Source organism: Longimicrobiaceae bacterium (genome assembly GCA_035696245.1).
Lineage (GTDB): Bacteria > Gemmatimonadota > Gemmatimonadetes > Longimicrobiales > Longimicrobiaceae > DASRQW01.
Genome location: DASRQW010000541.1, coordinates 1 through 15175, shown reverse-complemented (window position 1 = coordinate 15175; position 15175 = coordinate 1). Strand labels below are relative to the sequence as shown.

14 protein-coding genes are annotated in these 15175 nt (G+C 71.0%); 5 read left to right on the top strand and 9 right to left on the bottom strand.

Annotated features, from left to right (window positions below; translation table 11 throughout):
• Positions 1 to 178: 178 nt before the first annotated feature.
• Positions 179 to 1258, bottom strand: a complete 1080-nt coding sequence (locus tag VFE05_24040) for a glycosyltransferase family 4 protein (protein ID HET6233168.1) — start codon at positions 1256 to 1258, stop codon at positions 179 to 181.
• On the bottom strand, positions 1255 to 2505 hold the full coding sequence (locus tag VFE05_24035; GenBank protein HET6233167.1) for a glycosyltransferase family 9 protein: 1251 nt from the start codon (positions 2503 to 2505) through the stop codon (positions 1255 to 1257). The genes VFE05_24040 and VFE05_24035 overlap by 4 nt, the downstream gene beginning before the upstream one ends.
• Before the next feature lie 184 nt (positions 2506 to 2689).
• On the opposite strand from VFE05_24035, the gene VFE05_24030 reads away from it, so the two are divergent.
• Both VFE05_24030 and VFE05_24025 read left to right on the top strand, forming a co-directional pair.
• Positions 2690 to 2929 (top strand): DUF6364 family protein, encoded by a 240-nt coding sequence (locus tag VFE05_24030; GenBank protein ID HET6233166.1) that lies wholly within the window; start codon positions 2690 to 2692, stop codon positions 2927 to 2929.
• The gene (locus VFE05_24025) at positions 2926 to 3333 is read left to right on the top strand and encodes a PIN domain-containing protein (protein ID HET6233165.1); all 408 of its coding nucleotides are present in this window, start codon (positions 2926 to 2928) and stop codon (positions 3331 to 3333) included. Before VFE05_24030 ends, VFE05_24025 begins: the two co-directional genes overlap by 4 nt.
• A gap of 26 nt (positions 3334 to 3359) precedes the next feature.
• Here VFE05_24025 and VFE05_24020 read toward each other — a convergent pair whose 3' ends face one another.
• The 5 genes from VFE05_24020 to VFE05_24000 form a co-directional block, all read right to left on the bottom strand.
• Positions 3360 to 4457: a glycosyltransferase gene (locus tag VFE05_24020; protein ID HET6233164.1), complete on the bottom strand. Its 1098-nt coding sequence runs from the start codon at positions 4455 to 4457 to the stop codon at positions 3360 to 3362.
• Positions 4454 to 5563 carry a glycosyltransferase gene (locus VFE05_24015; GenBank protein ID HET6233163.1) on the bottom strand — a complete coding sequence of 370 codons (1110 nt, stop codon included), beginning with the start codon at positions 5561 to 5563 and terminating at the stop codon, positions 4454 to 4456. Before VFE05_24015 ends, VFE05_24020 begins: the two co-directional genes overlap by 4 nt.
• Positions 5564 to 5568: 5 nt before the next feature.
• Complete coding sequence (locus VFE05_24010; protein ID HET6233162.1) at positions 5569 to 6723, bottom strand: DegT/DnrJ/EryC1/StrS family aminotransferase; 1155 nt, start codon at positions 6721 to 6723, stop codon at positions 5569 to 5571.
• Positions 6724 to 6933: 210 nt separating this feature from the next.
• On the bottom strand, positions 6934 to 8787 hold the full coding sequence (locus tag VFE05_24005) for an ABC transporter ATP-binding protein (GenBank protein ID HET6233161.1): 1854 nt from the start codon (positions 8785 to 8787) through the stop codon (positions 6934 to 6936).
• On the bottom strand, positions 8784 to 10343 hold the full coding sequence (locus tag VFE05_24000) for a response regulator (protein ID HET6233160.1): 1560 nt from the start codon (positions 10341 to 10343) through the stop codon (positions 8784 to 8786). The genes VFE05_24005 and VFE05_24000 overlap by 4 nt, the downstream gene beginning before the upstream one ends.
• 114 nt (positions 10344 to 10457) lie before the next feature.
• Between VFE05_24000 and VFE05_23995 the strand changes: the two genes are divergently transcribed.
• Positions 10458 to 11552, top strand: a complete 1095-nt coding sequence (locus tag VFE05_23995; GenBank protein HET6233159.1) for a lipopolysaccharide kinase InaA family protein — start codon at positions 10458 to 10460, stop codon at positions 11550 to 11552.
• Here VFE05_23995 and VFE05_23990 read toward each other — a convergent pair.
• Both VFE05_23990 and VFE05_23985 read right to left on the bottom strand, forming a co-directional pair.
• Complete coding sequence (locus tag VFE05_23990) at positions 11513 to 12568, bottom strand: glycosyltransferase family 9 protein (GenBank protein ID HET6233158.1); 1056 nt, start codon at positions 12566 to 12568, stop codon at positions 11513 to 11515. The two genes, VFE05_23995 and VFE05_23990, sit on opposite strands and share 40 nt — an antisense overlap.
• Positions 12565 to 13605, bottom strand: a complete 1041-nt coding sequence (locus tag VFE05_23985; GenBank protein HET6233157.1) for a glycosyltransferase family 9 protein — start codon at positions 13603 to 13605, stop codon at positions 12565 to 12567. Before VFE05_23985 ends, VFE05_23990 begins: the two co-directional genes overlap by 4 nt.
• A gap of 219 nt (positions 13606 to 13824) precedes the next feature.
• Here VFE05_23985 and VFE05_23980 point away from each other — a divergent pair, with 219 nt between their 5' ends.
• Together VFE05_23980 and VFE05_23975 are read left to right on the top strand one after the other, a co-directional pair.
• Complete coding sequence (locus tag VFE05_23980; protein HET6233156.1) at positions 13825 to 14748, top strand: hypothetical protein; 924 nt, start codon at positions 13825 to 13827, stop codon at positions 14746 to 14748.
• A gap of 4 nt (positions 14749 to 14752) precedes the next feature.
• The coding region (locus tag VFE05_23975; GenBank protein HET6233155.1) for a hypothetical protein at positions 14753 to 15175 on the top strand (423 nt) is incomplete at its 3' end.

Here is a 15175-nt window from a genome sequence, read left to right as displayed (position 1 = left end):
ACACGCCCGTCCGCAGGTAAACCCCATCTCACGCGGAGGCGCGAAGACGCGGAGAACAGCCCTCTTCTCCTGCTGTTCTCCGCGTCCTCCGCGTCTCCGCGTGAGGCCTCTTTTCGGCGGGAGTACGCTGGAAAGCATGAGCCATGCGATTGGGACGGCAGATACGGGAGATGCCGATCTACCGGCGCTTCTTCGCGGATGCGAGGCGGCCGAGGAGCGACTCGTACGCATCGACCATGGCGTCCATGGTGAACTCGCGCTCCACGCGTGCGCGGCCGGCGGCGCCCATGCGCGCCCGCAGCCCCGCGTCGCCCCCGACAGCGAGGAGCGCCCGCGTGAGCGCATCGCGGTTGCCCGCGGGGAAGAGCACACCCGTGACCCCGTCGTCCACCAGCTCCGGCGTCCCCGACACGGCGGATGCGATCACCGTCTTGCCCGCCGCCATCGCCTCCTGCACCACGTTCGGCGCACCCTCGGTGTACGACGGCAGCACCAGCACGTCGAGCGCCTTCATCACCGCGGGGACATCCTTCCGGTAGCCGAGGAAATGGACGCGCGGCGCATCCGCCAACGTTGCGCGGAGCTCATCCTCCAGCGGCCCCTTTCCAGTGACGACGAGGTGCGCGTCCGGCAGCGCGGCGGCCACGGCGGGCCAGGCGGCGGCGAGGTCGCGAACGCCCTTGTGCGTGTCGAAGCGTCCCACGAACCCCATCGCCACCGCACCCGGCGGGAGGCCCAGGTCCGCCGGCTCGGCCGCATCGAACGGCGCCGTGGCGATGCCGTTGTAGATGACGGAGACGTCGTCCGGCCGCAGCCATGGTGCGGAGCCCAGGACGGTGCGGCGCGTCGCCTGGGCGTTGGTGACGTGGTGCGCGGGGATCGTCCCGTACAGCAGGCGGAAGTACGCGTTGTCCTCCAGCGCCTGGTCGTTCGCGTGGCGGACCACGACGGGGATGCCCAGCAGCCGCGCGGCCGGCCCGGTGAGGCGAACGTCCTTCTTCATCAGCATCACCGCCGCGTCGGGCCGGTGGCGGCGGAGCGCGGCGGCGCCGCGGGCAAGCGCCACGGGGCTCAGGTCCATCCCCTTCAGCACCGGCTCCAGCGGAACCACGCCCCGCATCCGCTCCTCGAGCGGCGACGCGGGGCGGCAGAATACGACGACGTCGTGGCCACGCGCGAGCAGCCCCCTCGCCAGGACCTCCGTCACCTTCGTCACCCCGCCCCACGACCCCGATGCGTTGCTCAGCACCACCTTCATCGGCCGGCCTTCTCCTCGCCCGGCCCGCCATCCACCGGATCGGACGTAGATGCGGACTCGGGAGATGCGGAGCCGTCCAACCGAGCGTCATGCGCGCGCGACGCCGTCCGGGGGGATGCGGAACCGCCGGATGCGGAGCCGTGCGCCGCGCCGGCGAGATAGCGGACACGGGCGAGTTCCACGCGGTCCAGCACGTCGCGGACGGTGATCATCTCCATCCGCCCCAGCTTGGAGTCGAAGCGGCTGGCGTCCGGCGCCTCGCCCGGCTCGGTGTACGTGTCGATCCACAGGTCCTGGAAGGCGCGGTACGGGCCCACGCGCCACGGGTTCGTATGGCCGTAGAGGCCGACGACGGGCACGCCGAACGCGCGGGCGATGTGCACCGGCCCCGTGTCCGGCGCCACGACCATGCGGCTGCCTTCCAGCATCCACAGCAGCCGGCGGATGCCGTCGCCCATGCCCCATGCGGGCTTGGCGCTGGCCAGCTCCGTGATCTCGCGGGCCGTGCGCGTCTCGCGCTCGCCGGGCCCGCCCACCAGCACCGCGCGGTAGCCGAAGTCGTGCTCCAGCGCGTCCACGACCTGCGCCCAGCGGTCCGGCATCCAGTCCTTCTTCGCGTTCGCCGTCGCGGGCACGATCGCCACCGGCGGCCGCCCGTCCAGCGCGCCGAAGAACGCCGACTGCGCCTCCCGCTCGTCTGCGGTGATGGGGATGCGCCACTCCAGCGGATCGGGCCGCGCGACGCCGAGCGGCGCCAGGAAGTCGAGGAAAAGGTCCTGCGTGTGCCGCCGCGGCGCGGGTGCGAGGTGATGGTTCGCGGCCAGCCACACGCCGTCCATCGCCCGCCCCCGCTCGAACCCCAGCCGCCTGGGCGCGCCGGAGAAGACGGTCGGCCACAGGCTCTTGAAGTAGACGTTGAGGTTGAGCGTCAGGTCGAAGCGGCGGCCCGCGAGCTTGCGGCGCAGGTCCACCACGCCACGCCAGCCGCGCTTCTTCTCGTAGACGATCACCTCGTCCACCGACGGATGCGGCGCCAGCACGCCGGATGGCATCGGCTCCACCACCCACGTGATGCGCAGCGACGGGTCGTGGTCCTTGAGCGCGTTCACCAGCGGCAGCCCGTGCACCACGTCGCCCAGCCCGGTGAGCAGCACGACGCACACGCTGCGCACGCCCTCCAGCAGCGTGCCCATCGCGTTCCCCCCCGTGTTCCGCGGATCGTCCGCGCCATCGTGCTGAGCCTTCAATCGTCTCCAGGCGAGCGAGTGTCCAAGACCCGCAGAGTGCTCTTCATTGGATGATAGGCCGAGTGGAGTCGGAGATTCCCGGAGGCCGTGGATCGACGTTTCCCGCGGTCAACGCGCCACTTGACGCCCGACCTACAATGCGCATACTTCTTGAAGAACGATGCGCACGATCCAAGGAGCTACTATGCGACGTGTCACCAAGAACCTCTCCATCGACGCCGACGCGCTCGAACATGCGGAGCGCTACAGCAAAAGATACTCGACAAGCCTCTCCCGGCTGGTGAGCGACTATTTCGCCCAACTCCGAGTGGATGACGACGCGCAGGAGCTTTCGCCTACCGTGCGCCGGCTGCTGGGAGCCGCCGCGGGCCAAACGGACGAGCGTGACTACTACGCTTATCTAGACGAGAAGTACGGCCGATGAGGCTTCTCGTCGACGCGAACATCGTACTCGACGTTGCGCTCGGGCGAACGCCGTGGGTGGAGGACTCCGCGAAGCTCCTCGACGCGATCGACACTGGACGTGCGAAGGGATTCGTCGCCGGGCACACGGTCACCACTCTCTACTACATCGCGGCGAAAGAGCGCGGACGAAGCGGCGCGGCGGCGATCGTCGCCGACCTGCTCCGGATCGTCAAAGTCGCGCCGGTCGAAACCGGCGATTTCCTCCAGGCTCTGGGCATGGGGCTGCCGGACTTCGAAGACGCGGTGCAGGTCGTGGCCGGGCTCAACGTCGGTGCCGATTTCGTGGCTACGCGAAACCAGAAGGACTTCCGCGGAGCCCCGATTCCGGCCCGCGCACCAGGGGAGATCCTGGCGCTCCTCTGATCGAGCCTGCCCGTCGTTGACGACCGTCACCCGCGAAGGACGGCTTCCACGCCGTCCATCATGCGCTGGACGGTGAACCAGTGGTCGAGGCGCCACCGGGCTTCGGCGGCGCGGCGGCGGGCTTCGGCGGGGTCGGGGCGGAGGGCGGCGGCGAGGTCGCGCAGGCCGCCCGCCAGCGCGTCCGCGTCGCGCGAGCGGACGATCCAGCCCGCGGGTCCGCGGTCGTCGCGCGCCGCGAGGACCTCCTGCACGCCGCCCGCATCCGCCGCGAGGACCGGCACCTCCAGCGCCATTGCCTCCAGCATCGCCACCGCCATCCCCTCGCTGCGGCTGCTGAGCACGAACGCGTCGCAGGCGGCGAGCACGGCCGGCACGTCGTCGCGCTGCCCCAGCCAGGCGATGCGGTCCGCCACGCCCAGCGACTCCGCCAGCGCCCGCAGCGCATCTCCCTCCGCGCCTTCCCCCACGATCACCAGCCGCACGCCGTCCACGCCCGACGAGGCGAGCGCCCGGATCAGCAGGTCGAAGCCCTTCCGCGGCTCCAGCCCGCCGACCGCCGCGAGCAGCAGCGTTCCGTCGTGCCCACCCAGCGAGGCCCGCGCCACCGGCACGGGACGGGAGATGGGGACGATGCCGTTCGGCACCTCCACGACCACGCCGGGCCGCAGCGGGAAGGCGCCGCGGATCCACTCGCCCACCTCGCGCGAGTTGACGTATACGGCGTCGATCCAGCGCGTGAGCGCCAGCCGCTGCCGCGCGAGCGAGATGCGCGACCTCTTGCGGTGGATGCCGCCCACGCGAAGCACCACGCGCGGCACGCCCGCCACCTTCGCCGCCCACCCGGCGATGAAGAGCCGCTTCCACGACGTGAGCAGCACCGCGTCCACCCGCTCGCGGCGCAGCCAGGCGGCGAAGCGAAGCGCGTTCCACAGGTCCGCATCGCCACCGGGGCGGATGATGACGGTCTCTACCCCCGCCGCTCGGTAGGCGTCGCGCACCGGCCCGTCTTCCAGCAGCGAGACGGCGACGGAGTGCCCGCGCCGCATCAGCTCTACGGCGAGCAGCAGGCACTGGCGCTCGTTGCCGCGCATCGTCTTGCCGTCGACGTGCATGACGACCTTCACGGCACGGCTCCCAGCGCCTCGGGCCCGTGCAGCAGCAGCGCCTCCCATCGATCGAGGAACGCCTCGTACGAGAAGCGCTCCGCGATCCGCCGCCGCGCCGCATCCCCCATCTCCCTCAGCCGCCCCGCATCTCCCGCGACGGACGAGACCGCTTCCGCCAGCGAGCGAGCGTCGAATTCCGCCGTGACGATCCCGGGCGCGGTGCCGTCGGCGAAGGCGTCGAGCGCCTCGGCCGCGCCGCTCACGGGCGTGCTGACGACGGGGATGCCGAGCGACATCGCCTCCAGCATCGCGTTCGCCATGCCCTCGCTGTCAGAGCTGACGACGAAGAGGTCCAGCGCGCTCAGCACGTCGCCCACGTCGCGCCGGAAGCCGAGCAGGTGCAGCCGGTCCGCCACGCCCAGCTCCGCGGCCTTCGCACGGAGCGCATCCACCCCCGTGCCCTCGCCCGCGATCACGCAGTGCACGTGCGTGGGCAGCATCGCCAGCGCCTCCATCAGCCGGTCGAACCGCTTCTGCTTCGCGATGCGCGAAAGGGCGCCGATCACGAACGCGCCCTCCGGCAGATTCAGCGAACGGCGCACGGCGCCGGGCTCAGCCGTCATCTCCGGGACCGCGACGCCGTCGTACAGCGTGACCACGCGCGACGGATCCAGCCCCGGCGCGCGGGCCAGGAACGGCTCGCGCATGGCCGCCGCGTTGAGCGTCACCGCGTCCACCAGCCGCCGCATGGCGAAGCGGTAGCGCGCACCGCGGGGCACGTCGGTCGACAGCACGATGCGCTGCACCACGCGCGGCACGCCCGCCAGCCGTGCGCCGATCCCCGCGAGCGTGACCTTCTTGAACGTCGTCAGGATCAGCGCGTCGGGACGATGCCGCCGCAGGGTCGCCGCGAAGCGCAAGGCGTGCGGGAGCATGGCGTCGCCGCCGATGGGGGCGACGCCGGTGGGGATGGCGCACAGGTCGGCGATGCGCGCCGCCATCTCGCGGTCGCGGCACAGCATCAGGACGCGGTGGCCGCGGCGCTGCAAGCCCTGGAGCAGCAGCGCCGTGCCCTTCTCGCCCCCGCCGAAGATCGCGGCGCCGTTGTGCGCGACTACGTACACGGCCGCTACGGCCGCGCGGTCACGGCCGGCCCGCCGAAGAACTCGCGGATGGTGTCGGCCACGAACGCCGTCTGCGCCTGCGTCAGCTCCGGGAAGACGGGGATGGAGATGACCTCGCGCGACGCCTTCTCGCTCTCGGGGAACTGCCCTTCGCGGTAGCCCAGGTACGAGAAGCACTCCTGGAGGTGCAGCGGCACCGGGTAGTAGACCGAGCTGCCCACGCCGCGCTCGCGCAGGAAGGCGCCCAGTTCGTCGCGCCGCCCGTCGGTGACGCGCAGGGTGTACTGGTTGACGATGGTCTCGTTCTCCGGCCGCACCGGCGGCGTGACGAGGCCTTCCAGCCCGGCGAGCGCCTGGTCGTAGTATGCTGCGTTCGCGCGGCGGCCGTCGCTCCACGCGCGGAGGTGCGGAAGCTTGGCGGAGAGCACGGCGGCCTGGAGGGCGTCGAGGCGCGAGTTGAAGCCCACCTCCTCGTGGTGGTACATCTGCCGGCCGCCGTGCACGCGCAGGCGCATGAGCCGCTCGGCCACGCCCGCGTCGTTCGTCACCATCATCCCCGCATCGCCGAATGCACCCAGGTTCTTGGTGGGGAAGAACGAGAAGGTGCACGCGTCGCCCAGCGTGCCCGTGGTGATCCAATCGCCCCCGACGGTCTTCTGCCGCGCACCGATGGCCTGCGCCGCGTCCTCGACGATCGCCACGCCGCGCGCGTCGCCCAGGGCGCGGAAGGCCGCCATGTCGGCCATCTGCCCGAAGAGGTGCACCGGCATCACCACGCGGGTGCGCTCGGTGACCGCCTCGTCGGCCGCGGCGGGGTCCAGGTTGAAGGTGTCGGGTTGGATGTCGGCGAAGACGGGGCGGCCGCCGGCGTTGTGGATGGCGCCCGCCGTGGCGAAGAAGGTGAACGGCGACGTCACCACCTCGGCCCCCGTCCCGTGGTCCACGCCGAAGGGGCGCACGGCCAGCAGCAGCGCGTCGGTGCCGCTCGCGCAGCCGATGGCGTGCTTCACCCCCAGGTACGCCTCGATCTCGCGCTCGAAGCGCTCCACCGCGGGGCCCAGGATGAAGCGCTGCTCCTCCACCACGGGTGCCATCGCGGCGGCCATCTCCGCGGCGATCTCGCGGTACTGAAGCGTCAGGTCCAGCAGCGGTACGTTCATCTATCCGTCAGTGTTGATGTGGGTTTCGATGCGAGAGGCGATGCGCCCTCCCGCTCGCTTAGGCTCGCACCCTCCCCCGCAAGCGGGAGAGGGTTGGGGCTTCCTCGCGTTTCCCAGGCTCCGTCCGCGACGAAGCTTTGGGGTTAGTCCCCGCAGGGGGACTTTGCGCCGTCGTTGCCGCGGTTTCAACCGCCAGGCACCGCCGGCGCGCTACTCCGCCGAATGCAGCGCCGGCTCGTCCGTCGTCGAGAACTGGATGCGGTAGAGGCGGGCGTACAGGCCGTCCAGCGCCAGCAGCTCGTCGTGCGTGCCACGCTCCACGACGCGGCCGCCCTCCATCGCCACGATCACGTCCGCTCGGCGCACGGTGGAGAAGCGGTGGGCGATGACGAGCACCGTGCGGTCGTGCATCACCTCGTCGATGGCCTGCTGCACCAGCCGCTCGCTCTCGGTGTCCAGCGCGCTCGTCGCCTCGTCCAGGATGAGCAGCGGCGGGTTCCGTAGCAGCGCGCGGGCAATGGCGATGCGCTGGCGCTGGCCGCCGGACAGGCGCGTCCCCTTCTCCCCCAGCACCGTCTCGTAGCCCGCCGGCATCTGCGCGATGAACTCGTGCGCGTTCGCGGCGCGCGCCGCCGCCTCCACCTGCTCCGGCGTCGCGTCCGGCAGCCCGTACGCGATGTTGTTGCGCACGGTGTCGTGGAAGAGGATGGTCTCCTGCGTCACGATGCCCAGCACGCCTCGCAGCTCCGCCAGCTTCAGGTCGCGCAGGTCCGTGCCGTCCAGCGTGATGCGCCCGCTCGTGGGGTCGTGGAAGCGGGGGATGAGGTCCGCCAGCGTGCTCTTCCCCGCCCCGCTGGGGCCCACCAGCGCGACCACCTGCCCGGGACGGATGACGAGGTCTACATCCTCCAGCACCGGCGCGCCGGGCGCGTACTCGAACCCCACGCCCTCGAAGCGGATCTCGCGGCGGAAGCCGTCCACCGGCAGCGCGTCAGCCCGGTCCGTGATCTCCACCGGCGCGTCGAGCAGCTCGAAGACGCGCTCCGCCGCGGCCAGGCCGGGCTGCACCGCCGCCGGGAATTGGGCGATGAACTTCACCGGCGCCATCAGCTTGCCGGCCAGCACCAGCACGGTGATGAGGTCCGCCCCGCTCAGCGACCTCTCGTCCAGCACCAGGTACACGCCGTACCAGATCAGCGCCAGGATGGCCGTGGCGGTGATCATCTCCGTCATGGGCGGGAAGAACTTGCGCCAGCGCTCGTTGCGGATGAGCGCCTTGTAGTGCCGCTGCGTGAGCGCCCGGAAGCGCCCCTCCTCCCACGGCTCCGCCCCCGATGCTTTCACGAGGCGGATGCCGCTCACCGTCTCCTGGATCTGCGACGCCACCTCGCCCACCGCGTCCAGCACGCGCAGCACGCCCTGCCGCAGCCGCTTCCGCAGCTTCTCCCAGAAGCCCAGCATGGGCGGAAGCGCGATCAGCGCCACCAGCGTCAGCTTCCACGACAGCAGCAGGAGCAGGACGAAGACGAAGATCGCCTCCGTCACCTCGGACAGGAGGCGGGAGACGTTGCTCGTCACCACCATCCGCATCTGGTCCACGTCGCCCGTCACGCGGGAGATGATCTGCCCCGCCCGCGTGCGCTGGAAGAACGGGAAGCCCAGGTGCAGCAGGTGCGAGTACGTCTGGTTGCGCAGGTCGCGCGTCACGCGGCCCTCCACCATCGAGATCGTGTATTCCTTGACGTACAGGATCACGTTCTTGATCAGGAAGATCACGAACAGCGTGAGCACCACGTTGCGCACGGCCACCATGGGCGGCGAGTGGCGCACCATGTCGCCCATCGCGTCGTCCAGCATGCGCTTGACCACGTTGCCGCGCCCGCCGAACAGGTCCGCCGCGCCCGCCACCGCCTTGTCGCCGCGGAAGAGCAGGCTCAGGAAGGGGATGAGCAGCGTGAAGCTCGCCGCGTCCAGCGCCGAGAAGGCGACCATGGCCGCGACGGACAGCCCGAACAGCCCCGCGTGGGGCCGCACGAAGCGCAGGATGCGCAGGTAGAGCTTCATCGCGGGCTGAGCAGCGCGACCGGGAGGATCATCTCCTCCGGGCTCACGCCGCCATGCAGGAAGCTGCCGCGGTATCGCGCCTGGTACTGGCGCAGCTTGGTGGGATAGACGAAGAAGACGTCTTCCAGGGCGATGAGATAGTTGGTCGCCGCGCGGCCCTTGGGGAAGCGCAGCACGCTCTCGTCGTTGGTGGAGAAGGCGAGAGATTTCTCCTCGGCCCGCAGGTCGTCGCCGAACTTGTAGCGCAGGTTCTGCGTGGTGTCGCGCTTGGCGAACACCGTGGCAGGCCGGTGGCAGTGGATGGAGCCGTGGTCGGTCGTGAACAGCACCGGGATGCCGCGGCTCAGCGCCTCGCGGATGGCGGTCAGCGCCTCGGACCGCTCGAACCACTGGCGGGTGAGCGCCCGCAGCGCCTCCTTGTCGCGCGCCACCTCCCACAGCACCGCGCTCTCCGAGCGGCCGTGCGTGAGCATGTCCACGAAATTGAAGACGATGCCCGTCACCCCCGGCTGCCCGAAGTAGCTGGGCAGCCGCCGCAGCGCCGCCTCGCCGTCGCCACTGTCGAACACCTTCTCGTAGTGCACCGGCAGGGTGGTTCCCATCAGCCGGTGGATCTGCTCGCGGAACAGCTCGCCCTCGAACGAGTTCAGGCTCCCCTCGCCCTCCCAGCCCCACCAGCCCGGCACGCGCTCGGAGAGCTGGTCCGGGTACATGCCGCTGAAGATGGCGTTGCGGCTGAACGGCGTGGCCGTGGGGAGGATGCTATAGTACAGCGCCTCCTCGATCTGCGCGTACGGCTCCAGCAGCGGCATGATGGCGCGCCACTGGTCCAGCCGCAGGCAGTCGATGATCACGAACAGCACGGACTTGTGGTCGGCCGCCAGCGGCTGCAGGAACTGCGGCACCACGTCCGGCGACAGCGGCGGACGGTCGGCCGCGCCGTTGACCCAGCCGCCGTAGCTGTCGCGCACGAAGTGGCAGAACTCCCGCCGGAAGTCGTCCAGCAGCGTCTCAAGCGACGCCAGCAGCCCCGTCTCGCCCGCCTCGCGCAGGCGCAGCTCCCAGTCCACCAGTTCGCTGTAGCTCTCGCCCCACTCGCGCCAGCCGCGGGGCACGCTCCTCAACGCGTTCAGGTCGCGGAAGCGCACCGTGAAGTCGCGGGCGACGAGCTGCTGCTGAATCTGCTCGCCCTGCAGGAGCCGGGTGACGACGGAGAGGACCTGCCGCGGCGACGTGGGCTTCACGAGGTACTCCGCCACCCGCCGGCCTATGGCCTCGGTCATGGTGCGGTCCTCCTCGCTCTTCGTCACCATGACCACGGGCACGCGCGGGTCCAGCTTGCGCAGCTCGTCGAAGACCTCCATGCCGGACCGGCCGGGCATCTGCTCGTCCAGCAGGATCAGGTCGTACGGCGACAGGTGCAGCAGCTCCAGCGCGTCGTCGCCGTTGGAGACCGCGTCCACGTGATAGCCCCGCCCCTGCATGAACAGCAGGTGCGGGCGCAGCAGGTCGATCTCGTCGTCCACCCACAGGAGGCGCTTCGCGGCGGCAGGCATAGCGTGCAAAGTTAGCTTCCGCAACAGGCTCGGTCAAACGCGCGGAGCTGAGCCGCACTCACCTTTCCGGCGCCGCGATTGACACCCGCACCGCCGCGCGCCCACCTTGCGCGGATGGATTGGAAACCCTGGCTGGCAGACCCGGCGCTCGCCGCCTTCGTCCCTGTTGAGGCCGGCGGCGCGCGCATGCTCGTCCGCCGCGGCTTCGAGGCGCATGCAGACGTCCTCGGCCTCTCCGGCGAGCCCGCGTCGCCCGAGCGCATCCGCGGCGGGCGCGAGGCGCACCCGGTCGTCGCGCTGCCGGACGGGACGCGCGCCGTCGTACGCGGCTACCGCCGCGGGGGCGCCGTCCGCCACGTCAACCACGCCACGTACTTCCTGGGCCACCGCGCCTTCGCCGAGCTTCGCGCGACCGAGCGTGCGCGCGCGGGCGGCGTCCGCGTCCCCGTCGTCCTCGCAGCCGCGGAGCGTCGCGCGGGGCTCGGCTACCGCGCCACGCTCGCCACCGCGCTCATCCCCGCATCCGCCGAAGCCGCACGCTGGCTCGCCGACGTCCACGACGCAGCTCTGCGCACGGAGATGTTGCGCGAAGCCGGGCGCCAGATCTGCCGCATGCACGCCGCCGGCGTCGCCCACCCCGACCTCAATCTCCGCAACCTTCTCGTCGTCTCCCCCGCCTGTAGTTCGGCAGACGCAACAACACCGCTGGCTTCGCCCTCCGCGCATCTCCCCCCATCCACAGGTATGACAGGAGATGCGCGGCCGTCGATGAACGCTGCTCCGACGGATGCCGATGCAGCTTCGGAGGTCGCTTCGGACGATTCCAGACGTGCGATCAGGGAGATGCGGCCTGCGAATGACGTATCGGAGGAGGCGAATGGCGGAGGACGAGGATTGGGGGGGCCTCCAAAAAATTTCGATGTCGGCGGAGCGGCGCGACTCGACTCTTCCGTAGCCGGAGACTCGGGAGCGGAACGGCTAGGGGAGGGAGATGGGAAGCCGGGGTGCTCGTCTCCCTTGGTCTACCTGCTGGATTTCGATGGGGCGAGGATTTACGGCGGGCGGGTGCCGCGGAGGCGGCGGGCGGCGAACCTGCTGCGGCTGGCCAGGTCCGCGCGGAAGCTGGGGGCGGGGATCGGCGCGGACGGGTGGGCCGCGCTGCGGGCGGGCTACGGCGCGTCGTGGCCGCTGGACCGCGACCTGGGGTAGCGCTCCAGCGCCAGCGCGACCTTCTCCAGCACGTCATCTACCGAGATGCGATCCATCCGCCCCGGACGGTGCGGCGCGGATGCGGGATAGTCCTCGCTGGGATCGCCGTAAGCGTCAATCAGCAGGTCGTGGAAGCGCCGCCACGGGCCGAAGCGCTTGGGATTCGTGTAGCCCATCAGGCTCACCGTGGGCGTCCCCAGCGCCACCGACATGTGCAGCGGCCCCGTGTCTGGCGAGATGGCGAGCGCGGCTCCATCCAATATCCCCACCAGCGGCCGCAGCCCGCTCCCCAGCGCGGAGAGCGGCTTGTGCGCCGCCTTCGCCATGATCGCCGCCTCCGCCGCGAGCTCCCGTTCCGATCGCCCGCCCACCAGCATCGGCTGCAACCCGAACGTCGCGTGCAGCTCGTCCGCCACCGCCGCCCATCGCTCGGACGCCCAGTCCTTCTCCGGCTTGCTCGTCCCGATCACCAGCGGCACGATCGGGCGATCGATCGTCGCGAAGAACTCGCGCTGCCGCGCCCGCTCCTCATCCCACGGCCCGATGTCCCACACAACCGGCTCGTGCGGGATGCCGAGCGCCCCCAGGAACTCGAAGTAGGTGTCCTGCGTGTGCTGCGGTTCGTGCGGGGGGATGCGGTGCGTGGTGAACGCCCAGCTCAGGTCGCGCGCCCTCGCCCGGTCGAAGCCCAGCTTCACCGGCGCGTTCGCGAACCCCGCGATCACCGCCGCCTTCAGGTATGGCTGGAGCAAAAGGACGAGGTCGAACTCGCGCCCTGCAAGCTCGCGCCGGACGTCCATGAACGCGCGCACGCCCCGTTTGCGGTCGAATTCGATGATCTCGTCCACTCCGGGATGCCCGCGGACCAGCGTCGCCGGGCCCGGCTGAAGCACCCACGTCAGATGCATCAAGGGGTTGCGCCGCTTGAGTGCGGTGACGACGGGCATCGCGTGCACCGCGTCGCCCACCGCCGTGAGCAGGACGATGCAGACGCGGTCCAGGCGCGCTTCGATCATCCGCCCGTCCGGTACACGCGGCTCCATAGCTCCACCTTCGCCAGCACGTCGTCCACGGAGATGCGGTCCATGCGGCCCGGCCGGCGCTTCATCGACACGGGCGCAACCTCGCCGGGGTCGTGGTACGCGTCCACGATCAGGTCGTGGAAGCGGCGGAAGGGGCCCGTGCGCCGCGGGTCCGCGTTGCTCATCAGCGAGATGACCGGCCGGCCCGTGGCGACCGAGATGTGCAGCGGCGCGCTGTCCAGCGCCAGCACCAGCGCCGCCCCGTCGATGATGCCCACCAGATTTCGGAAGCCGCTGCCCAGCGCGCTCGCCGGCGCGTGCTTCGCCGCCCCGCGGATCGCCGCCTCCGCCTCCATCTCCCGCTCCGAGCGCCCGCCCACCAGCACGGACGCGAGCCCGTACCGCTCGTGCAGCGCGTCGACCACCGCCGCCCATCTACCCGGCAGCCAGTCGCGGTCCGGGTTGCTGGTAGCCACGTTGATCGCCGCGTACGGCCGACCGATCCCGGCCACGAAATCCGCCTGCCACGCGCGCTCGGCGTCCCACGGTCCCAGGTTCCACACCGGCGGCTCGGGGTCCACGCCCAGCTCCGCCAGGAACTCGAAGTACTGCGCCTCCACGTGCTGCGGCGGGTGCGGGGGGATGCGGTGCGTGGTGAAGAGCCAGTTCGCATCGCGCGCCCGCGCCCGGTCGAACCCGAGCTTCACCGGCGCGGGCACCAGCGCCGTGGCCAGCCCCGCCTTGAACGCCACCTGGAAGTCGATCGCCACGTCGAAACGGCGGCCGCGCATGGCGTTGCGCAGGTCGCGGTAGCCGCGCCAGCCGCGGTTGGGGTCCACCTCCACGATCTCGTCCACCGCCGGATGCCCGCGCACCAGCGACGCCGGGAGCGGCTGCAGTAGCCAGGTGATGCGCACCGTGGGGTCGTGCCGCTTCAGCGCGTTCACCACCGGCAGCACGTGCACCGCATCGCCCACCGCGCTCATCATCACGATGGCGATGCGTGCACCGGGCGGAAGGCTGAGCGGCATCGGGAGCGGGTCGGGGAAACGGCTACGGGCGTCGGTAGATGCGAGGCAGCAAGCTACCCCGGCCGCGGCGGACGCGTCAACGCGCCACCGGGTCCGCGGCGGCGCTGAACAGCGCGGCGAGGCGGCGCCGGGGCTGGTGAAACGCCCCTCGCAGCCGCACTTTGTCTTTCGCAGTTCCCGCCATCCGTGTCCTACGCTTCCGCCCATCGACCCATTCCCGTGACCCACTTTCACATCCGCCGTGTCCGCATCCTCGCCTTCGCCGCGCTCCTCCTCCTGGGCGGTTGCAGCGCGCAGGCGGCGATGGAGAAGATCGCGACGCCCCGCATCGACCGTTTCTCTCGCGAGTACCTGGCGCGTGTCGCGCGTGGGGATGTCACCGGTGCCGCCCGCCTCGTCGATCCGGAGGTGATGACTCCCGAAGCCGACTACGCGGTGCGTGTGATGGGGGCGGCTTTCGGCAACCGGAAACCCGCCGCGGTCGATCTCATCAACGCCAGCGCCTCCGCCGGCCGCTTCCGCCGCACCGACCTCGTCTACCAGTATACCTTCCCGCAGGATTGGGTGATCGCCGAGGTGATCACCGACGACAGCGCGGGCGTCCTGAAGGTCGTCGGCGCGCACGCCGAGAGCTTCCCCCGCAGGCTGGAGGCGGAGAACGCGTTGACGCTCCGCGGAAAGCCGGTCGGCTTCTGGATCCTCGCGCTCCTCGCCGTCGCGATGCCCGTCATCTGCATCGTCGAAGCGGTGCGCGTGGTCCGCAGCGGAATGAAGCGGCGGTGGCTCTGGGCGTTCGTCTCCCTGCTCGCGGGCTGCACAGTGGCGGTGAACTGGACCACCGGCCAGGCGTCGGTCCAACCGTTTTTCGTGCAGTTCCTGGGCTTCGGGATCGTGCGGAAGGGCGGCCCCTACGTCCCGTGGACCCTCAGCATCGCGCTTCCGCTGGGAGCGATCTGGGCGGAAACCCGTCTCCGCTCCTGGCGCCGCACCGCCGCGGCTGCCGCAGAGGCCACCGCTTCCGCCGGCGCGAACGCCGCGCCTGCCGACCCCGGCCCCGCGCCGGCGTCCGCCCCGCTCGACCATCCGGACGTTTCCGTGCCGCGCACGGACGTCCTCCCGCCCAGGCAAGATCAGCCGGAGTGAGCCGATGAAGATCAACAAGCGCAAAGCCGGCGTCGTCGAAACGATGCTGGAGTATTGGGAGGGGCGCGCGCTCCTCTCGCCGGAGCAGGCGGACACGTTGCGCGGCAGCTACGAAGTGGTCGGGTTCGACTGGCGGCGGCTGGCCCGCGCGGCGTTCTGGGTGGCGGTGTCGTGCATCGTCTTCGCCGTAGGCAGCGCCCTCGCGGACGAGGAGGTCCGCCGGCTGCTGCGCCTTCTCTTCACCGCGCCTCCCGCGGTGAAGGCCGTGGGGTTCGCGCTCTCCGCGGCGGCGGTGTTCGTGGTCGCGCGGCGCGAGCGGGAGCGCAGTCCGGATCACCCGTACCGCAACGAGGCCGTCCTCACCCTCGGCGTCATGCTCGTCGTCCCCGCGGTCGCGTACTTCGGCCAGGCGATCGACACGGGCAGC